16 protein-coding genes are annotated in these 17,397 nt (G+C 65.2%); 5 read left to right on the plus strand and 11 right to left on the minus strand.

The window, feature by feature from the left end; translation table 11 throughout:
• The first annotated feature begins 1 nt into the window (after position 1).
• The 4 genes from EGX94_RS01115 to EGX94_RS01130 all read left to right on the plus strand — a co-directional run bounded on the left by EGX94_RS01115 (position 2) and on the right by EGX94_RS01130 (position 3,638).
• The gene (locus tag EGX94_RS01115) at positions 2 to 706 is read left to right on the plus strand and encodes a cytochrome c biogenesis CcdA family protein (RefSeq protein ID WP_021797979.1); all 705 of its coding nucleotides are present in this window, start codon (positions 2 to 4) and stop codon (positions 704 to 706) included.
• Between the two features lie 18 nt (positions 707 to 724).
• Complete coding sequence (locus EGX94_RS01120; RefSeq protein ID WP_021797968.1) at positions 725 to 2,158, plus strand: cytochrome c biogenesis protein ResB; 1,434 nt, start codon at positions 725 to 727, stop codon at positions 2,156 to 2,158.
• Between the two features lie 165 nt (positions 2,159 to 2,323).
• Entirely contained in the window at positions 2,324 to 3,007 is a 684-nt protein-coding gene (gene ccsB / locus EGX94_RS01125) for a c-type cytochrome biogenesis protein CcsB (protein ID WP_021797965.1), read from the plus strand.
• Positions 3,000 to 3,638, plus strand: a complete 639-nt coding sequence (locus tag EGX94_RS01130) for a TlpA family protein disulfide reductase (protein ID WP_021797978.1) — start codon at positions 3,000 to 3,002, stop codon at positions 3,636 to 3,638. The genes ccsB and EGX94_RS01130 overlap by 8 nt, the downstream gene beginning before the upstream one ends.
• A gap of 68 nt (positions 3,639 to 3,706) precedes the next feature.
• On the opposite strand, the gene EGX94_RS01135 is transcribed toward EGX94_RS01130, so the two are convergent.
• The 11 genes from EGX94_RS01135 to EGX94_RS14190 form a co-directional block, all read right to left on the minus strand.
• The gene (locus EGX94_RS01135) at positions 3,707 to 4,657 is read right to left on the minus strand and encodes a sensor histidine kinase (protein WP_226906037.1); all 951 of its coding nucleotides are present in this window, start codon (positions 4,655 to 4,657) and stop codon (positions 3,707 to 3,709) included.
• A complete protein-coding gene (locus tag EGX94_RS01140; protein WP_021796918.1) occupies positions 4,654 to 5,373 on the minus strand; it encodes a response regulator transcription factor in 720 nt (239 codons plus the stop codon). Before EGX94_RS01140 ends, EGX94_RS01135 begins: the two co-directional genes overlap by 4 nt.
• Positions 5,374 to 5,450: 77 nt before the next feature.
• Positions 5,451 to 5,993: a DUF3060 domain-containing protein gene (locus tag EGX94_RS01145; protein WP_021796917.1), complete on the minus strand. Its 543-nt coding sequence runs from the start codon at positions 5,991 to 5,993 to the stop codon at positions 5,451 to 5,453.
• A gap of 279 nt (positions 5,994 to 6,272) precedes the next feature.
• The gene (gene acnA / locus EGX94_RS01150; RefSeq protein ID WP_021796925.1) at positions 6,273 to 8,945 is read right to left on the minus strand and encodes an aconitate hydratase AcnA; all 2,673 of its coding nucleotides are present in this window, start codon (positions 8,943 to 8,945) and stop codon (positions 6,273 to 6,275) included.
• Positions 8,946 to 9,356: 411 nt separating this feature from the next.
• Positions 9,357 to 11,039, minus strand: coding sequence for an energy-dependent translational throttle protein EttA (gene ettA / locus EGX94_RS01155; protein ID WP_021796924.1), 1,683 nt, complete (start codon positions 11,037 to 11,039; stop codon positions 9,357 to 9,359).
• Positions 11,040 to 11,361: 322 nt separating this feature from the next.
• Positions 11,362 to 12,147, minus strand: a complete 786-nt coding sequence (locus tag EGX94_RS01160; protein WP_021796923.1) for an ABC-2 family transporter protein — start codon at positions 12,145 to 12,147, stop codon at positions 11,362 to 11,364.
• Complete coding sequence (locus EGX94_RS01165) at positions 12,134 to 12,847, minus strand: ABC transporter ATP-binding protein (RefSeq protein WP_043120661.1); 714 nt, start codon at positions 12,845 to 12,847, stop codon at positions 12,134 to 12,136. Before EGX94_RS01165 ends, EGX94_RS01160 begins: the two co-directional genes overlap by 14 nt.
• A 79-nt stretch (positions 12,848 to 12,926) precedes the next feature.
• Positions 12,927 to 13,535 carry an ATP-binding cassette domain-containing protein gene (locus EGX94_RS01170; protein ID WP_021796919.1) on the minus strand — a complete coding sequence of 203 codons (609 nt, stop codon included), beginning with the start codon at positions 13,533 to 13,535 and terminating at the stop codon, positions 12,927 to 12,929.
• A 70-nt stretch (positions 13,536 to 13,605) separates the two neighbouring features.
• Positions 13,606 to 14,673, minus strand: a complete 1,068-nt coding sequence (locus tag EGX94_RS01175) for an IS630 family transposase (protein WP_081707359.1) — start codon at positions 14,671 to 14,673, stop codon at positions 13,606 to 13,608.
• A gap of 7 nt (positions 14,674 to 14,680) precedes the next feature.
• Positions 14,681 to 15,556 carry an ABC transporter transmembrane domain-containing protein gene (locus tag EGX94_RS01180; protein WP_021797144.1) on the minus strand — a complete coding sequence of 292 codons (876 nt, stop codon included), beginning with the start codon at positions 15,554 to 15,556 and terminating at the stop codon, positions 14,681 to 14,683.
• Positions 15,508 to 16,110, minus strand: coding sequence for a cysteine peptidase family C39 domain-containing protein (locus EGX94_RS14190; protein ID WP_404825114.1), 603 nt, complete (start codon positions 16,108 to 16,110; stop codon positions 15,508 to 15,510). The genes EGX94_RS01180 and EGX94_RS14190 overlap by 49 nt, the downstream gene beginning before the upstream one ends.
• Before the next feature lie 217 nt (positions 16,111 to 16,327).
• Between EGX94_RS14190 and EGX94_RS01190 the strand changes: the two genes are divergently transcribed.
• Positions 16,328 to 17,395, plus strand: a complete 1,068-nt coding sequence (locus EGX94_RS01190; protein ID WP_021797138.1) for an IS630 family transposase — start codon at positions 16,328 to 16,330, stop codon at positions 17,393 to 17,395.
• Positions 17,396 to 17,397 lie beyond the last annotated feature (2 nt).

Below are 17,397 nucleotides of genomic sequence, written 5' to 3' on the forward strand. Positions count from 1 at the left end.
CATGGAACCGGTCACCCTTCCCATCGCGCTGCTCGCGGGCATCGTCTCGTTCGCGTCGCCCTGCTTCCTGCCCATCGTGCCGGTCTACATCGGCTACGTGGCCCAGGGGCGCGACGGCGCGACGGGCTCGCGACGGCGGGCGGTGACCGGAGCGCTGCTCTTCGTCCTGGGCTTCTCGGCGGTGTTCATGGCGCTGTGGGCGTCCCTCGGGGCGCTGAGCGAGCTCCTGGCCGGCCACCGGGCGGTGCTGCGGACCGTCGGCGGGGCGATCCTCATCCTCCTGGGCCTGCACGTCGCCGGCCTCGTCCCACTGGGTCCGCTGGACCGGAGCAGTCAGCCGCTGCTGCGCGCCGGGCGCTCGTCGTCCCGCCCCGGACTCGCCTCGCTCCTGCTGGGCGTCGGCTTCGGCGCGGGATGGACGCCGTGCATCGGCCCCGTCCTGGGCGGCATCATCGGGCTCGCCCGGATGAGCTCCTCGGCGGGCCGCGGCGCCCTCCTCATGATCGTCTACTGCCTGGGGCTGGGGATACCCTTCATCCTGGTGGCCGCGGGGGCCTCGAAGCTGTGCGACCGGCTCGGCTGGCTCCGGCGCCACCACGTGGCGGTCTCGCGCGTCTGCGGCGCGCTGCTGGCGGTGACGGGTTTCCTGATCATCACGAACCTGTTCGGGCGTCTGGCCGGCTACCTGCCGGTCCTGGCCCCCTGATGACGAGGTGGGGAGACAATGGCGACAGCGAATGATGAGTACGACGAGGAGGCGCCCCAGATCGGGATCGGCGACTTCTTCGGGGCGATCTACCGCTTCTTCCACAACAAGAAGGTCGGTCTGGTCCTGATCCTGGCGATGGGCGTCCTGAGCCTGCTCGGCATCCTCATCGACCAGGCGGACTCGACGGTGCGCGCCGACGCCGACATGTACAACTCCTGGCTGGAGCAGGCGAGGACGAAGTACGGCGGCTGGACGAGCGTGCTCGACACGATCGGCTTCTTCCACATGTTCAGCTCGCCGCTGTACCTCGCGGTGCTCGTGCTGCTGGCCCTGTCGATCATCGCCTGCACGGTGCACCGCATCCCCGTGCTGTGGCGCAATGCGGTGCACCCGAAGACGCGTGTCACCGAGGGCTTCTACGCCCGCGCCCGCACGCGCTCCCGGGCGGTCACCCCGCTGAGCGTCGACGAGGCCCACGACCGGGTCCGGTCGATGCTGTCGAAGGCCCGTTTCCGGGTGGTGACCGACCCGGAGCGCCCCGACCAGCTCTACGCCGACCGCTTCCGCTTCGCGCCCTTCGGCACTGTGCTCGCCCACGCGGCCTTCATCATCATCCTGGTCGGCTTCACCCTGACCGGCGCGGCTGGATTCCACGACGAGAACGTGACGATCCCGCTCGAGGGCCGCGTCGACGTGGGCCACGGCACCGGCCTGCAGGCCGAGCTCATCTCCTTCGAGGACAGCTACTACGACGACGGCTCCCCCAAGGACTACGTCAGCGATCTGGCCGTCTACCGGGGCGACCAGCAGGTGGCCCGCCAGTCGGTGCGCGTCAACCACCCGCTCACCGTCGACGGGGTGTCCTTCAACCAGAGCTCCTTCGGCACGGCCGCCGACGTGACGATCGCCGACGCCGATGGCGTCGGGATCACCACGCAGGTGATCCCGCTGCAGTGGACCACCGACGACGAGCAGAACGCCTACGGCATGGTCACGCTGCCGGACCAGCACCTCGACGTCTACGTGATGGCCGCGGCCTCGGGGGCGACGTCGTCCGAGCTGGCGCCCGGTCAGGTGCGCATCGAGGTCTACGGCGAGGGCGAGCGGACCCTGCGCGGCTCGGGGACCGTCCAGCAGGGCACGCAGGGCACGGTCGGCGGGCTGAAGTTCACCTTCAACCGCGAGAAGGCCTACGCCGGGCTGCTCGTGGCCCGGGACCCGGGCGCCGCCTGGGTGTGGGTCGGCTCGGGGCTGCTCCTGGTCGGTATCTGCACGACGATGTTCGCCCGTCACCGCCGCGTCTGGGTGCGCATCAGCGAGGACCCCTCCGGCGGCGCCCTCGTGCGGTTCGCCTGCCCGGACCGCCACGACACGTCGTTCGAGAACCGTCTTGACCGCATGGCCGCGAGCCTTGGGGACACCGTCGAGGAGGACGCCGACAATGCTTGAGATCTCCCGGTACTGCCTGGTCGCGGGCACGATCGCGGTGGCCCTGGCGCTCATCGCCCAGATCGTCGTCGCGACCGCCCGTACGACCACGACCGCGCACCGCGGGAGGGGGGAGCAGCCGAGCTCGCGAGGCCGAGGAGCAGGGGCCTGGCGCACTACGCCACCGTGCTCAGCCAACTCGCGCTCCTCTGCTTCACGGCCTGCCTGGTGCTGCGCACGATCGTCGTGCACCGGGCGCCGCTGTCGAACCAGTACGAGTTCGCCGTCTCGTTCGCCTGGGGCATCATGCTGGCGATGGTGGTCGTCGAGTGGCGCACGAGGCTGCGCGTCCTGGCCCTCGCCGTGCTGCCGGTGTGCTTGGCGCTGAGCCTGTACTCGCTGACCCTCGACGACGAGGCCACCGAACTCATGCCGGCCCTGCAGAACGGCTTCCTGCTGCCCCTGCACGTCATCACGGCCTCCCTCGGCTACGGCGCCGCCGCCGTCTCGTTCGCCGCCGCGGTGCTCTACCTGCTGCACGGCCATCTGGGGCGCGTCCGGCTGCCCGGCAAGGAGCGCCTGGACGAGCTCGGCTACCACGCGGTCGTCATCGCGTACCCCCTCATCACGCTCATGATCATCCTGGGCGCCATCTGGGCCAACGTGGCCTGGGGGCGCTACTGGAGCTGGGACCCGAAGGAGACCGCGTCGCTGGTCACCTGGCTGTTCTACGGCGCCTATCTGCACGCGCGGGTCGTCGGCGACTGGCGCGGCAAACGGGCCGCGTGGCTGCTCATCCTGGGTTTCGCGGCGGTGATCTTCACGTTCCTGGGCAATCTCTTCTTCGGAGGTCTGCACTCCTATGCCTGACCGTCACGGCAGCGACACGGGACCGGGGGCCGGGGCGGAGGGGTCCGCCTGGACGAGGTTCCGGCGCAGCCCACTGTTCACGCTGCTCGTCCTGACGGTCACGGCCGGCGTCGTCATCGCCGGCGTGTGGCTGGTGAACCACCACGGCGACGCGCAGGAGGACGCCATCACCGCCGTGCAGGTGAGCGGCGGCACCGGACGGCTCGTCGAGACCGGCCAGACGGCACCGGACTTCACGGCGACGACGATCGACGGGCGGACCGTGACGCTCAGCGCCCTGCGCGGCCGTCCGGTCTGGCTCGTCTTCGAGGCCAGCTGGTGCGCCTCCTGCCGCTCCGAGGCGCCCGACGTCGAGGCGGCCTACCAGCACGGCGCGGAGGCCGGGCTGGAGGCCATCGGCCTGTACCTGTCGGAGGACTCCTCCGACGTGCAGCGCTACGTCGACGCGCTCGGGCTGACGTACACCCAGGTGCCCGACGAGGGCTCGCGCATCGCCGCCTCGTTCGGCGTCATGGGCATTCCCAGCCATGTGTTCATCGACGCCGACGGCGTCGTGCAGATCGCCCATCCGGGCGCGTTGAGCGCGAGCCAGATGATCGCCGACGTGAACAAGGTGACCGGGCAGGGCTGACCCCGGGGCTGGCACGGGACCGGGACGCCGCAGCAGCGGCGCTCGCCGGATCCCGCCGGCCGGCGGACTCACCCGTCGGCCGGCAGGCTCATCGTGATGCTCGTCCCGACGCCGAGCCGCGAGCTGAGGGAGCAGCTGCCCCCGTGGCGGGCGGCGATCGTCGCGACGAGGGCCAGCCCGAGACCCTGTCCGGGCCGGCCCTGCGCATTGCTCGCCCGGCTCAGTTCGCCCCACACCTGGTCGATCTCCTCGGCCGGGATGCCGATGCCGGTGTCGGCCACCTCGAGCGCAACGAATCCCCCGGTCTGGGAGCCCCGCACCTCGATGAGGGCATCCGGGCCGGTGTACTTCGCGGCGTTGGACACCATGTTGTGCACCGCCGAGTAGAGCAGGTCGGCGTCGCCGCGCACGGGGGGCAGCGGCCAGGGCGCCTCGGGGAAGCTCAGCGCGAAGGAGCGCCCCTGCCCGGAGACGGCCAGGTCCTGCTCGACGGCGGCCACCGCGTCGCGGGCGGTCTCGACCAGGTCGACCTGCTCCGCCTCGAGGGGCGCGACCTCGAGCTCGGCGAGCCTGCGCAGGTCCTTGAGCAGGCGTCCCATGCGCAGGGACTGGGCGTCGATGATGGCCCTGCTCCCGTCGTCATCGAGACTGTTCGCGGCGGCGCGCATGGCCGTCAGCGGGTTCTTCAGCTCGTGGTCGAGACGTCGCAGGAACTGGCGGTGCGCACGGCGGGCAGCCTCCTCGGCGTCGCGACGCGCCCGTTCCGCGCGGGTCGCGGAACGGGCGCGCAGCAGGCGGTCGGCGAGCAGCACGGCGCTGAGCGCCGAGCCGGCGGCGAGCAGCACGACCGGCAGCCCGACCGCCAGCACCAGTGCGCGCCGCTCCCCCGCCAGCCACCAGCCGAGCGCGGCGGGCGCGGCGACGAGCACGGGCACCAGCCGCAGGACGAGGCCCCGGCGACCGCGGCCGACGTTCTCCTGGCCGGCGTCCCGGCCGGGGCTCAGCGGATCGGGGCTCACGCGCGGGACCGTCCGATGAAGCGGTAGCCGACCGAGGGCACCGTCTCGACGTACCGCGGGGCCAGCGGGTCGTCGCCGAGCACGCGGCGGATCTCGCGGATGCGGTGGTCGACGGCCCGGGTCGAGGTGGCGAAGTCGATGCCCCACAGCGCCGCGAGCAGGCGCTCACGGGTGTGGAGCTCCCCGGGGTGCGTCACGAGGTAGTCGAGCAGCATGGCGGCCTTCGGGGTCAGGGACAGCTCGCGGCCGGCGAGGAAGAACCTGCGGGCGACGCGGTCGACGACGAGTTCGCCGCAGGTCACCCTGTCGGCGGCCGACAGCGGTCTGGGGGCGCCCGAGGCCCGGCGCAGGACGGCCCGGATGCGGGAGACGAGCTCCTGGGGGTCGAAGGGCTTCGACAGGTAGTCGTCGGCGCCCTCGTCGAGTGCCGCCGAGCACTCGTGGGAGACGTCGATCTGGGTGAGCAGGATGATCGGCGTCCACCCTCCCCTGGCGCGGATGCGGCGCACGAGCTCGCGGCCGTCCATGCGGGGCATGAGAACGTCGCTCACGACGATGTCGGGCCGGACCCGGTCGTGCACGAGAAGGGCCCGTTCGCCGTCCGGGGCGACGTGGACGACGAATCCGCAGCGGCGCAGGCAGGGGGCCAGGGCATCGGTGATGGCCTGCTCGTCGTCGACGAGCAGGACCGTCCGCCTGGACTGGTCATCGCTCATGGCTGCTCCTCCTGGCGGGCGGGCGGCGGGACGTCGTGTGCCCCGCGGCCCGCCCCGACGGTCCGCCGGGCCGGCTCTCACCCGGCTCGGCGGACGACGTTGTCCGTACCGACCTGCTCCACCTCGGGGGCGGAGTCCCCGCTCCAGACGATGGTGTTGCCGGCGCCGTTGATCGTCACCTCCATGACGCCCATCACGTAGACGGTGTTGTTGGCGCCGGTCACCGTCACCTCGGGGGCCGTCCGGGCGACGACGGTGTTGTTGCTGCCGGTGATCTCGACCTCCGGGCAGTCGACGGCGACCCGCAGGAGCTGGTCGTCGCCCACGATGTCGTCGGCGTCGTCGGCCGAGATCTCGAGCTCGGCCCGCGAGAGGGCGTCGAGCCAGTCGGGGTCGGTGATGCCGGCGTCCTGGCCGGGCGCCCCGCTCGCGGTGGTGTCGCGCGGGCTCGTGGACGCCGACGACACCGGGGCGTTCGCAGTGGTCTGGGACGTCGAGGCGGTCGTGGCGGACGACGAGGAGTCGTCGACGCTGAGCGAGCAGCCGCAGGCCAGCAGCGCGGCGCTCACGACGCCGGCGAGGGAGAGGACGGACTTCGCGCCGCGGTTCATCGGGGACATGATCGTGGTCCTTTCGTCGGCCCGCCCGCGGTTCTGCGGCGCCGGGGCGGTGATCTCTCTTCTGGGCGGGACCGGATGAGTGGGCCCGGGGAGCGTCCGCCCGTTCCCGTTCATCCCGTCTGAGTCGAGCCTACGGACACGATGCCGCAGGGCTGTCGCGGCGATGTCGCAGTCCGGCGACATGGGGCTCGGCTCCGGATGCGCCGGGCGCCGTGTCAACCTTTCCGATGTCGTCGTCAGGGTCCCGGCTCGGCCCCGGATGCGCCGGGCGCCGACGGGTCAGTCGCGCGCGAGGTTGCGCAGCACGAACTGCATGATGCCGCCGTTGACGTAGTAGTTGCGCTCGCCGGGAGTGTCGATGCGCACGACGGCGTCGAAGCTCACCTCGGAGCCGTCGGGTCCGGCGGCGACGACCGTCATCGTCTCCGGGACCGAGCCGTCGTTGAGCCCCTCGACGCCCCTGATCGCGAAGGTCTCCTCGCCGGTGAGACCGAGCGAGTCGGCGCTGCTGCCGGCGGGGAACTGGAGCGGCAGGACGCCCATGCCGATGAGGTTCGAGCGGTGGATGCGCTCGAAGCTCTCGGCGATGACGGCCCGCACGCCGAGCAGGAGCGTGCCCTTGGCGGCCCAGTCGCGCGAGCTGCCCGAGCCGTACTCCTTGCCGGCCAGCACGATGAGCGGGACGCCCGCCGCCCGGTAGTCGAGCGAGGCCTCGTAGACGGTCGTGACCGGCGCCTCCGGCCTGGCGAAGTTCCTCGTGAAACCGCCCTCGGTGCCGGGCGCGAGCTGGTTGCGCAGGCGGATGTTGGCGAAGGTGCCGCGCATCATGACCTCGTGGTTGCCGCGGCGCGAGCCGTACGAGTTGAAGTCGAGCGGTGCCACGCCGTGCTCGAGCAGGTACTGGCCGGCCGGGGTGTCCGACCTGATGGCGCCGGCGGGGCTGATGTGGTCGGTGGTCACGGAGTCGCCGAGTTTGAGGAGCGCGCGGGCGTCCGTGATGTCCTCGACCGGTTCGGGCTCGGCGGGCATGCCCTCGAAGTACGGGGGGCGGCGCACGTAGGTGGAGTCCGGGTCCCAGGCGAAGAGATCGCCGGTGGGCGTGGCGAGGCTGCGCCAGCGCTCGTCGCCGGCGAAGACGTCGGCGTAGTCGGCCCGGTACATCTCGGGGTCGATGCAGCTGCTCACGACCTGCTCGATCTCGTCCTCGCTCGGCCAGATGTCGGCCAGGCGGACGGGCTCGCCGTCGGCGCCGATGCCCAGCGGCTCCCTTGTGAGGTCGGCGTCCATCGTGCCGACGAGCGCGTAGGCGACGACGAGCGGCGGGCTGGCCAGGTAGTTCATCGTGACGTCGGGGTTGATGCGGCCCTCGAAGTTCCGGTTGCCCGAGAGCACCGAGGTGATGGCCAGGCCGTTGTCGTTGGCGGCGGTGCTGACCTGCGGGAGGACCGGGCCGGAGTTGCCGATGCAGGTGGTGCAGCCGTAGCCGACGACGTCGAAGTCGAGGGCGGCCAGGGGCTCGATGAGGCCGGCCTTGGTGAGGTAGTCGGTGACCACCTGGGAGCCGGGCGCGAGGGTCGTCTTGACCCAGGGCTTGCGGCGCAGGCCCTTCCCGATGGCCTTCTTGGCGAGCAGGCCGGCGGCGATCATGACCGAGGGGTTCGAGGTGTTGGTGCAGCTCGTGATGGCCGCCACGCCGATGGCGCCGTTGTCGAGGCGCACCGGCCGGCCGTCGATCTCGGTCTCGAGGGGCCGGGTGGCCTCGCTCACGTGGTCCGCGACATCACGGCGGAAGACCCGCTGTGCCTCGTCGAGGCCGATGCGGTCCTGGGGGCGCTTGGGGCCGGCGATCGAGGGGCGGACGCTCGACAGGTCGAGCTCGAGGTATTCGGAGTACTCGGCCTCGCGGGACGGGTCGTGCCACAGGCCCTGCAGCTTGGCGTAGGCCTCGACGAGGGCGACCTGCTGCTCGTCGCGGCCGGTCAGGCGCAGATAGTCGAGGGTGGCCTCGTCGATCGGGAAGACGGCGATGGTCGAGCCGTACTCGGGGCTCATGTTGCCGATCGTGGCTCGGTTGGCGAGCGGCACCCGGGCGACGCCCTCGCCGAAGAACTCGACGAACTTGCCGACGACGCCGTGCTCGCGGAGCATCTGGGTGATGGTGAGCACGAGGTCGGTCGCCGTGGCGCCGGTCGGCAGTTCGCCGCTCAGTCTGAAGCCGACGACGCGCGGGATGAGCATCGAGACGGGCTGGCCGAGCATGGCGCACTCGGCCTCGATGCCGCCGACGCCCCAACCGATGACGCCGAGGCCGTTGACCATGGTGGTGTGCGAGTCGGTGCCGACGCAGGTGTCGGGGTAGGCCTGCAGGACGCCGTCCACCTCGCGGGTGAAGGCGACCCGGGCCAGGTGCTCGATGTTGACCTGGTGGACGATGCCGGTGCCCGGGGGAACGACGGTGAAGTTGTCGAAGGCGCCCTGGCCCCAGCGCAGGAACTGGTAGCGCTCCCGGTTGCGGCCGTACTCGATGTCGGTGTTCTGCCGCAGGGCCTGCGGGGTGCCGAAGTGCTCGGCGATGACCGAGTGGTCGATGACCATCTGCGAGGTGCTGAGCGGGTTGATGCGGGCCGGGTCGCCGCCGAGTGCGGACATCGCCTCGCGCATGGTGGCGAGGTCGACGATGCACGGCACGCCGGTGAAGTCCTGCATGATGACGCGGGCCGGCGAGTACTGGATCTCGTGGTGCGGCTGGTCGTCGGGCCGCCAGGCGGCCAGGGCCCTGATGTCGTCGGCGCTCACCGTGACGCCGTCCTCGGTGCGCAGCAGGTTCTCCAGCAGGACCTTCAGGCTGTAGGGCAGGTGCTCGTGGCCGGGGACCGCGTTCACGCGGAAGACCTCGTAGCTGGTGTCCCCCACCACGAGATCGTGGCGGGCATCGAAACTGTTCAGACTCATTGACTCTTCCCGGGCATCTGGTGTCGACTGCGGAGGGCCGCACGATGCGGGCGCCCCGCGGGATGTGGACGGGATGTGTGGGCACGGGGGTCGCGGGACGACGCCCCGGCCATTCATCTCGGCATCAAGATAACACCGTGGAGCGGAGACCGGGTCCGTCGTGCCCGCGGCGGACGCCATCGGTCCGCAACCGCCCCGACCCGCGGGGGACGGGCACGTCATGGACAGCGACGAGTCCCCCGATCGACACGATCTCCCCGACCCGCGGGGGATGGGCGGCATCGCCGGGAAGTACGGTGTGACGTTGGAGCAATCGCCCCGGCCCGCGGGGGATTGGGCCCCGGACCGGAACGCGGGCCGGCCTCGAGGGGCCGGCCCGCGCGGTGCGCCGGGAGGACGGCGCCGGTGAGCTCAGCCGCGGGTGAGGCGGCGGTGACGGCTGGCATGGGGCCGGGCGGCCTCCTCGCCGAGCCGAGCGATCTTGTTCTTCTCGTAGTCGGCGAAGTTGCCCTCGAACCAGAACCACTTCGGGTCGTTGTCCTCGTCGCCCTCGAAGGCGAGGATGTGCGTGGCGATGCGGTCGAGGAACCAGCGGTCGTGGCTGATGACGACGGCGCAGCCGGGGAACTCCAGCAGGGCGTCCTCGAGGCTCTGAAGGGTCTCGACGTCGAGGTCGTTGGTGGGCTCGTCGAGCAGCAGCAGGTTGCCGCCCTGCTTGAGCGTGAGCGCCAGGTTGAGTCGGTTGCGCTCGCCGCCGGACAGCACCCCGGCGGGCTTCTGCTGGTCGGGGCCCTTGAAGCCGAAGGAGGCGACGTAGGCGCGGCTGGGCATCTCGAAGGCGCCGACCCTGATGTGGTCGAGGCCGTCGGAGACGACCTCCCACACGGTCCGGTCGGGGTCGATGCCGGCGCGGCCCTGGTCGACGTAGCTGATCTCGACCGTCTGGCCGACCGTCAGCTCGCCGGAGTCGGGGCTCTCCTGACCGACGATCATCTTGAACAGGGTCGACTTGCCGACGCCGTTGGGCCCGATGATGCCGACGATGCCGGCGCGTGGCAGGGTGAAGTCGAGGCCGTTGAAGAGCAGACGGTCGTCGAAGCCCTTGTGCAGGTCGACGGCCCGGAGCACCTCGGCGCCGAGGCGCTTGCCCGGCGGGATGTTGATCTCGCCGGTGTCGATCTTGCGGAAGCGCTCGGCCTCGGCCGCGAGCTCCTCGTAGCGGGCCAGGCGGGCCTTGTTCTTGGCCTGGCGGGCCTTCGGGCTGGAGCGCACCCACTCGAGCTCCTTCTCGAGGATCTTGGCGCGCTTGGCGTCCTTCTGACCCTCGATCTGCAGGCGCTTGCGCTTGGTCTCGAGGTAGGTCGAGTAGTTGCCCTCGTAGGGGTAGAGGCGGCCGCGGTCGACCTCGCAGATCCAGCCCACGACGTTGTCGAGGAAGTACCGGTCGTGCGTGACGCACAGGACGGCGCCCGGATAGTTCTTCAGGTGGCCCTCGAGCCAGTTGACGGATTCGGCGTCGAGGTGGTTCGTGGGCTCGTCGAGCAGCAGCAGGTCGGGCTGCTCGAGGAGCAGCTTGCACAGGGCGACGCGGCGCCGCTCGCCGCCGGACAGGACGTCGACGGGCGTGTCGGGGGGCGGGCACTGAAGGGCGTCCATCGCCTGCTCGAGCTGGGAGTCCACGTCCCAGGCGTTGCGGTGGTCGAGGGCCTCCTGCAGCTCGCCCAACTCGGAGAGCAGGGCGTCGTAGTCGGCGTCGGGATCGGCCAGCGCGGCGCTGATCTCGTTGTAGCGGTCGAGCATGCCCTTGACGTCGGCGACGGCCTCCTGGACGTTCTCGAGGACGGTCCTGCCCTCGGTGAGCGGGGGCTCCTGCTGGAGCAGACCCACCGTGGCGCCCTTGGCCAGGAAGGCCTCGCCGTTGTTGATGGGCTCGAGGCCGGCCATCACCTTGAGGAGGGTCGACTTGCCGGCGCCGTTGGGGCCCACGACGCCGATCTTCGCATTCGGGAAGAAGGACAGCGTGACGTTGTCGAGGATGAGCTTCTCGCCGACGGTCTTGCGCACGTCGTGCATCTGGTAGATGAATTCAGCCATGAGGGCGTGGTCTTCCTTCGCGTCTGTGTGGTGACCGCTCGCCGAGGACCGGCGCGGTCGACTGCCTGCTGTCCGGCGAACCGGGCCTGGCACCGGCCGCCGTGCCGCGCGGCGGGTCGTCCACCGGCGCCCCGTGACGGGGACTGCCGGGGCCGCGGCGCCTGCGAGGGCATCGGGTGATGCCGGTGCAACTCGACCAAGTATGCCAGCGCAGCAGGCCGTCGCAGAACCGGTCGCACCCGGCTCACCCGCTCAGGGCGGGCTCGGACTCCGGCTCGTCGCTCCTCGCGCAACCCACTTCCGAAACCACGGCCCTGGTTGGTCAGAGGCTGGATCGCACGAATGTGTGATGCCCCCACAGGACGAAGGGCAGGCACCATGCCAGGGCCAACAGGACGGTGAGCGGTAGGGCGTCGAGCAGACCCGTGCCCGAGGCGAAGTCACCGCCCAGCAACCGGGTGAGGACCGCGCTGGGCAGGATCGCGTTCACCCAGTCGGGTGCGATGAGGGCGAACTGACCGCCGCTGAACAGCGCCGGGACCATGATGGCGAGCATCTGGCCCAGTCCGAAACACAGCGCGAGGATGATGACCGCGACGGACACCGACTTGGCGATGACGGCCAAGCTGGCCCCGATGAGCCCCGCAAGCGCGAGCACGAATGCGCCGCGACACACGAGCAGCAGGGCCTCTCCCGTCCCGAGGGGGCCGATCGCTCCGCCGGAACCGTCCTGGGCGAAGTGCAGGTACGGGTTGCGGACGAGGACGAGCACCACCATGAGCACGAAGGCCGGTAGGGCGGCGGCCAGCACGGCGCAGAGAACCCTCGCCCAGAAAAGCAGACCCCGACGCCCGACCGCCACGAGCGTCATCAGAAGCGCCCCACTGGAGTACTCGGCCCCTGCGATGACGGCGCCGAGCATCCCGGCCAGGAGTACCGCCGTCTGTACACCAGGAACACCGACCAAGAGGGAGAAGAGTGCCACGATCAGGAGTTCGGCCCCCACGAGGAACCAGACACTGCGCGTTGTCACGACCCGGTACAGCTCGCCGCGCATCACGCGCTCCGCTGTGACCCCCACGACATGGACACGATCAGCCTTTGGCATCGGACGCCTCCTCTGTGACGGCGAAGAACCAGTCCTCCAAGCCGCCGGCCTCCCGCAGCCCGTCAGCCCCGCACTCGGCCAGGACCCTACCGCCGTCGAGCACGATGACCCGGTCGGCAAGCGTCTCGATCTCGTCGAGCAGGTGGGACGAGAGGAGAACGACCCGTCCCCGGCCAGCCTGCTCGCGCAGGAGCCCGCGCAGCCAACGCACCCCTTTGGGATCCAAACCGTTCAGAGGCTCGTCTAGGATCAGGTTACAGGGATCACCGAGCAGGGCGGCGGCCAGCGAGAGCCGCTGCTTCATTCCCAGCGAGTAGGCGGCGACCCTGCGGTCCGCAACATCGGCGATGCCCGTCCTCTCCATGCACTCGCGCACTCTCGACGCCGTGATCCCATTGGACAGGGCCAAGCCGAGCAGGCTCTGGTAACCGGTGCGGGAGCCAACCCAGCACTCCGGGCCGAGCACAACGCCCAAGCTCCTCAACGGGCAGAGGTGCAGCGGAAGCGGCGCCCCGTCGACCAATGCGCTGCCCTCGTCGAGCACGAGCAGCCCGCACATCGCCCTGATGGCCGAGGATTTCCCCGCCCCGTTCGGACCGACCAGGCATGAGATTCGACCGTCCTCGGCCGTGAAAGAAGCCCCCGCCAGCGCGAGAACACCCCGATACCGCTTCGTGGCGTTAACGAGCTGCATTACCATATCTTTTCCCTTCATCAAAATCAGATAAAACGAACTACATGATTTATGCGAATCGTGGTTCGATTCCTATGGACAAGCCTCATTGAGTTTTGATGAATAACTTCCCATCGGAAAGCTCCATTACGAAATCTGCATTTTTAAGCGTTGATTCACGATGCGTAGCACAAATAATAGTAACGCCCAGATTTTTAAGATTTTTAAATATTTCAAGTTCAGTTTTCGTATCAAGCGCACTGGTCGCTTCATCAAGCACGAGAACAGAAGGAGATCGAAGCACAGCCCGTGCGATTGAGAGCCTCTGACGCTGTCCACCAGAAATCCCACCTCCCCCCTCTCCTAGATACGTGTTAAGCCCCATTGGCATTCTTTCGATCTCTTTATCAAGTGCAGCCACTCGAAGAGCCTTCATAATATTCTCGTCGCAAATCTCACCAGGTACAGAAATTTCTAGATTATCTCGAATTGTACCGGGAATAAATGCATTTTCTTGAGCTACAACACCAAATAGAGACCGAATGGAACGCAAATTTAAATCAATCAAATTGCATCCATCAAACTTGATCTCTCCCTCAGTTGCTTTTTCCAAAGAAATTAAAATTCGTAAAAGAGTCGTCTTGCCAGCTCCAGTTTTTCCAACCAACCCAACAAATTCACCAGGATGAAGACTGAAGGAAACGTCCTTGAACACTGGACAGTTGGATCCAGTAAAAGTCTTTCCAATGGAAGAAACAGTTAATTCCTTATAGAAAGTATGGCGGTCATGAAACAAGATCGTTTTCGGTGTCGCGGGGTGGGAGGTGTTCGAAGTCGTAGTCGAAGGTGCGGCCGGTGATGTATGAGGCGAACGCGCCGAAGGTTTCTTCGGGGGTCTCGCGCTGGATGTTCGCGATGTTGTTCTTGGCCGTGTTCCAGACGTGCTCGACCGGGTTGTGGTCGGGCGCATACGGTGGTAGATGAATCGGGGTGATGCGTTCCAGCAGTTGACCGGGCTCGTAGAGACCGGTCAGCATCTTGGCGTGGTGGAACCGGGCGTTGTCGAGGACGACCGCGATCTTCTCGGTGTCGATTTCGCGTTGAAGTCGGTCCAGCGCGAGGATTGTCTGCTCGGTGTTCTGGTTCCCCTCGATCGGATACAACTTGACCTTCTTGCTGGTCAACGAGAGAGCACCGAAGAACGACTGGGACGTCTTCTTCCGGTCCACGGACAGTTTGGTGCGCTGTCCTTTCGGGAGCCACATGCGGCGGGTCTCGGCCTCATGCTCCAGGCGCACCTCGTCTGCCGCGTACACCTCCCAACCGGCGTCCAACAGGTCCTTGACCTGGGCCTTCACCTCGACCATGCGCCTGGTGACGGCCTGCTCGTCGCGGTGCTTGTCGAACGGGTCCGGCAGCTTGAAACTCAGCCCGCAGAACCGCAGGAGCAGCTGGTACGAAGAATCTGACTCGTACTCGACATCGAACAGGATCTTCACGACGTCACGTATCGCTGGGACGTCCCAGAACTCGGCATCAATCCCGGACTGTGAGGGCGGCTGGGCCAAGACGGCCTTGAGTTCTTCCTTCTGGGCACGGGTGAGTTTCGCCGCGTTCTGGTTCCCCGCATGCCCGGTCAGCACCGAGCACATCCTGCTGTCCCGCCAACCGGTCAGCCACTCCCGGATGGTTTTCACGCTGCGCTCAACCATTTCAGCGATGATGCTCACATCAACGCCTTGAGAAGCGTACAGGATCGCTTCTGCTTTCATCCGCACCAACACATAATTGTCCGCGCGCTTCTTCCACCTGATCAGGACGGCGGTTTCTTCCCCGGTGACCTCAACCTGCATGTCCCAATCATATCCGAAACAGCACAGGAAATCCACGAAAAATACGGTTTCGTTTCATGACGGCCATAGCTTCTTCTTTAGATAAATTTTCAACTTCATCATCTTCACAAGGAGCCGAAACGATATCTCGAACACGATCAAGAGCACTACGAGAAGAAAGGAAGTGTTGAACGACATACGAAATACTTAATGTAGAACCTAACAGTGACCCCAATAGAGTATTAATCGCTGCAACCGTTCCTATTGATTGAACGTTAATAGACACCAAATACAAGCCATACACAGTTACAGAAAGAGGAAGAAAATATTGAATTAATGAACCAATAGCTGCGATCAACGACTGAAACGATGAGTAACGGATATCATAATTAATTTCGTCAAGAAAATTATTTCTCCATTGATTCAACACTTTTTCTTCGGCTTGTGATACCTTTATGATTTCCATAGCTGAAGCGATCTGGACGGTCTTACTTTGCGTAATACTCGCCATTTGAGCACTACCCATAGCTAACTGATACATCTTGCTACCAGAAATCAATAGAGTAATGACATACAACAAGATCGTTCCAAGAACAATGATTCCAATTAAAATAGAAACACGTAATAAAATTACTCCGTAAAAAAGGGTTGCAATTAAATCAAAAATAGCATTCAGTAATACATCAGACACAAGAATTTGAATTACTTGAATGCTCGAGATGCGGTTTACTATGTCTCCTGCAGATCGAGTTTCCAAATATGAAAATCGGGATCTCAAAAGGGATTTCATAGCCTGCTCCCCAATGGAATAATTAATTCGTCCTCCAATTTGAGCAGAAAGAATTCCACGCGAAGCTACAGAAGAAGCGACCCCGATCGAAAAAAGATTAGAGTCATAATACAAAAAAATAGCCAATTCCTTGAAACTCCTGAAGGAACCCTATCGAACAAAAATCCCGTCCACGCAGCCACTATAGCAGGAATTAGTTGAACAATTGCAGCAGCAAGTATAGCTAGTCCTATAGAACGCTTATTGGCGAGCACTGGTTCTTTACAAAGGATCCAAAAACGTTCACACGAAATTTTTATCGAAGATAAAATATTAGTAGTCTTCCTTTTCTTTGATTTTTTAAAAGATATAACGACTCCAGTAAAAAATCGTGAAAAGTCTTCTATTGACACCCAGCGCCTTCCGCTTTGAGGATCTACAATCCTCACACCACGAGAAGAAGCTCCTTCAATAATAATCCAATGAGTAAAATTCCAGTGTGCAATATATATCCCGATATTCGAATCTTTAAATAAATCAGCCACCTCACAATTGAACACATTATAACTAATCTGTAGATCCTCCAAAAGATCCGTTATCCCCTTAAGAGGTATCCCATCCCGCCCCAATTCACTATACCTCCTAAGTTCCTCCAAAGATACATATATTCCCAAATATGATGACACCATGCTGACGCACGCCAACCCGCACTCTGTAGCGGATTGTTGAAAAACGACATCAGGGACTCGAGAAAGATGCTTAAATCCCAATTTAACCAATTTACACTACCTTAATAGTATTGAATATATTAGAAACCCTGCGATCCAGGAAAAAGAAGTATGGCTGACATGAAACGAAACCGTATTTTTCGTGGATTTCCTGTGCTGTTTCGGATATGATTGAGGCATGCAGGTTGAGGTCACCCTGGAAGAAACCGCCGTCCTGATCAGATGGAAGAAGCGGCCCGACAATCATGTGCTGGTGCAGATGAAAGCAGAAGCAATCCTGTACGCCTCCCGTGGCGTCGACGTGGGCATCATCGCTGAAATGGTCGAGCGCACGGAGCGGACCGTGCAGGAATGGCTGGCCGACTGGCAGGCCACCAGGATGTGCTCGGTCCTGACCGACCATGCCGGGAACCAGAACGCGGCGAAACTCACCCGCGACCAGAAACAAGAACTCAAGAAAATCCTCGCCCAGCCACCCTCCCAGACGGGCATCCACGCCGAGTTCTGGGACGTCCCAGCGATACGTGACGTCGTGAAGATCATGTTCGACGTCGAGTACCAGGCGGACTCCTCGTACCAGCTGCTCCTGCGCCTGTGCGGGCTGAGTTTCAAGCTGCCCGACCCGTTCGACAAGCACCGCAACGAGAAAGCCATCACCCGGCGCATGGCCGAGGTGAAGACCCAAGTCAAAGCTCTGTTGGACGCCGGCTGGGAGGTCTACACGGCAGACGAGGTCCGCTTGGAGCACGAGGCCGAGACCCGCCGCATGTGGCTCCCCAGAGGGCAGCGCACCAAACTGTCCGTGGACCGGCAGAAGACGTCCCAGTCCTTCTTCGGCGCGCTCTCCCTGACCAGCAAGAAGGTCAAACTGTACCCGATCGAGGGGAACCAGAACACCGAGCAGACGATCCTCGCGCTGGAACGACTCCAACGCGAAACCGAGACCGGCAAGATCGCGGTCGTCCTGGACAACGCCCGCTTCCACCACGCGAAAGCGTTGACCGACCTGTACGAGCCGGGTCAGCTGTTGGAGCGCATCACGCCGATCCATCTGCCGCCGTACGCGCCCGATCACAATCCGGTGGAGCACGTCTGGAACGCGGCCAAGAGCAACATCGCGAACATTCAGCACGAGATCCCCGAAGAAACCTTCGGCGCGTTCGCCTCATACATCACCGGCCGCGCCTTCGACTACGACTTCGAGCACCTCCCACTCCGCGAAACCAGAAACGATTTTGTTTCATGACA

Source organism: Propionibacterium acidifaciens (assembly GCF_003798325.1).
Lineage (GTDB): Bacteria > Actinomycetota > Actinomycetes > Propionibacteriales > Propionibacteriaceae > Propionibacterium > Propionibacterium acidifaciens.

What these genes read in the sequence shown, in the direction of transcription:
- EGX94_RS01115 (WP_021797979.1), top strand. Translation starts at nt 2, where the DNA reads ATGGAACCGGTCACCCTTCCCATCGCGCTGCTCGCGGGCATCGTCTCG.
- EGX94_RS01120 (WP_021797968.1), top strand. Translation starts at nt 725, where the DNA reads ATGGCGACAGCGAATGATGAGTACGACGAGGAGGCGCCCCAGATCGGG.
- EGX94_RS01130 (WP_021797978.1), top strand. Translation starts at nt 3,000, where the DNA reads ATGCCTGACCGTCACGGCAGCGACACGGGACCGGGGGCCGGGGCGGAG.
- EGX94_RS01140 (WP_021796918.1), bottom strand. Translation starts at nt 5,373, where the DNA reads ATGAGCGATGACCAGTCCAGGCGGACGGTCCTGCTCGTCGACGACGAG.
- EGX94_RS01145 (WP_021796917.1), bottom strand. Translation starts at nt 5,993, where the DNA reads ATGTCCCCGATGAACCGCGGCGCGAAGTCCGTCCTCTCCCTCGCCGGC.
- acnA (WP_021796925.1), bottom strand. Translation starts at nt 8,945, where the DNA reads ATGAGTCTGAACAGTTTCGATGCCCGCCACGATCTCGTGGTGGGGGAC.
- ettA (WP_021796924.1), bottom strand. Translation starts at nt 11,039, where the DNA reads ATGGCTGAATTCATCTACCAGATGCACGACGTGCGCAAGACCGTCGGC.
- EGX94_RS01160 (WP_021796923.1), bottom strand. Translation starts at nt 12,147, where the DNA reads ATGCCAAAGGCTGATCGTGTCCATGTCGTGGGGGTCACAGCGGAGCGC.
- EGX94_RS01165 (WP_043120661.1), bottom strand. Translation starts at nt 12,847, where the DNA reads ATGGTAATGCAGCTCGTTAACGCCACGAAGCGGTATCGGGGTGTTCTC.
- EGX94_RS01175 (WP_081707359.1), bottom strand. Translation starts at nt 14,673, where the DNA reads ATGCAGGTTGAGGTCACCGGGGAAGAAACCGCCGTCCTGATCAGGTGG.
- EGX94_RS14190 (WP_404825114.1), bottom strand. Translation starts at nt 16,110, where the DNA reads ATGGTGTCATCATATTTGGGAATATATGTATCTTTGGAGGAACTTAGG.
- EGX94_RS01190 (WP_021797138.1), top strand. Translation starts at nt 16,328, where the DNA reads ATGCAGGTTGAGGTCACCCTGGAAGAAACCGCCGTCCTGATCAGATGG.